Raw genomic sequence first — 591 nt, 5'->3', positions numbered from 1 at the left:
CCTGGCCTACTTCTCGCTGAGCCGACAACTCGACGGCATCGCGACACAGAACCTCGAGGACAAGCTGCAGCAGGTTCGCCATGCCACCCGCGAAGTCGCCTTGCGTCCCGAAGTGGGCGACCAGATCCACAACATCAGGGACCTGATCAAGGGCCACGACAACCTCTCGCTCATCCTGTATGACGATGGCCCTGAGCCGCGTGTCCTGTTGCGCGTGGGCAACCTGGCGGACCTGCCACCCCTGTCGAAGAGTTCGAGCGAGGCCGTGCGTTTCGAGCGCTGGCAGGACGCCCTGGGCAATGAACGGATGACGGCCTCGCAGCTGATGGTACGCAAGGATGGGACACGCATCCGAGCAGTGCTCACCCTCGACCGCGCCAGCGACCAGGCACTGCTGCGCGCCTATATCGAATCCACGCTGATCGCCCTGCCTTTCGTGCTGCTGCTGATCGCCGCAGGCGCCGGATGGATAGCCCATCGCGGTCTCAGCTCGCTGCATCAGTTCCGCAGGATCGCCGAGCGCATATCGACTCAGGACCTGAGCCACCGCCTGCCGCTGGAGAATCTGCCCCGCGAGCTTCGTGAACTGGC

At 64.3% G+C, this 591-nt stretch carries 1 protein-coding gene; it reads left to right on the top strand.

Going from position 1 to position 591, the window contains the following annotated elements; genetic code table 11:
* Positions 1 to 591: HAMP domain-containing protein (locus J0A65_RS25210; RefSeq protein WP_206596961.1), on the top strand; the 591-nt coding region annotated here is incomplete at both ends.

Origin of the sequence: Bowmanella yangjiangensis (genome assembly GCF_017255015.1) — a bacterium.
Lineage (GTDB): Bacteria > Pseudomonadota > Gammaproteobacteria > Enterobacterales > Alteromonadaceae > Bowmanella > Bowmanella yangjiangensis.
The sequence above is the reverse complement of the archived record's forward strand: the minus strand, read 5'-3'. Positions and strand labels throughout refer to the sequence as shown.